This window comes from Lactobacillus sp. UCMA15818 (genome assembly GCF_030400225.1).
In the GTDB taxonomy this organism is placed as follows: Bacteria; Bacillota; Bacilli; order Lactobacillales; family Lactobacillaceae; genus Liquorilactobacillus.
Genome location: NZ_VJYB01000041.1, coordinates 1 through 477 on the forward strand (window position 1 = coordinate 1; position 477 = coordinate 477).

Here is a 477-nt window from a genome sequence, read left to right on the forward strand (position 1 = left end):
TTCCAGTGGGGCTACTCATCATGATTCCGTCTTCGATGATTGCTCCGCCGACTCCAGTGCCGAGGGACACGTAGAGTACCCTGCCGGTGAGGTCTTTGCCGGTGCCTAAGTGGTGCTCACCGTAGGCCCATACGCGGACATCATTGTGTGCCGCGAATGGAACGTTGAGGACTTCTCGGGATAATCCTCGCAGGTCAGTGCCTGCCCACTCTGTGAGGGTTTCACCGTTGTACACGATGGTTCCCTCTGGTCCCAGAATTACACCAGGAGCGCCCATGCCGATGCGGGCGACACTGAGACCGTGTTCCTCGGCAGCTTTTAAGCCTGCCAGAAGAACCAGCCGGATCTGCTCGATAGGGCTGTCGCCTTCTTTTGTTCCCAAGCGTCCCGTGGACAATGTTGTCGTCGGGGTGTTATCGGGGACTAGTGCGTAGGCAATCTTTGTGGCACCAATATCAAGGGCAAGGGTGCAAGTGG

At 57.2% G+C, this 477-nt stretch carries 1 protein-coding gene; it reads right to left on the reverse strand.

Going from position 1 to position 477, the window contains the following annotated elements; translation table 11 throughout:
- Positions 1-477 (reverse strand): ROK family protein (locus tag FFX44_RS12585; protein ID WP_289981791.1); only part of this gene is annotated, 477 nt, incomplete at both ends.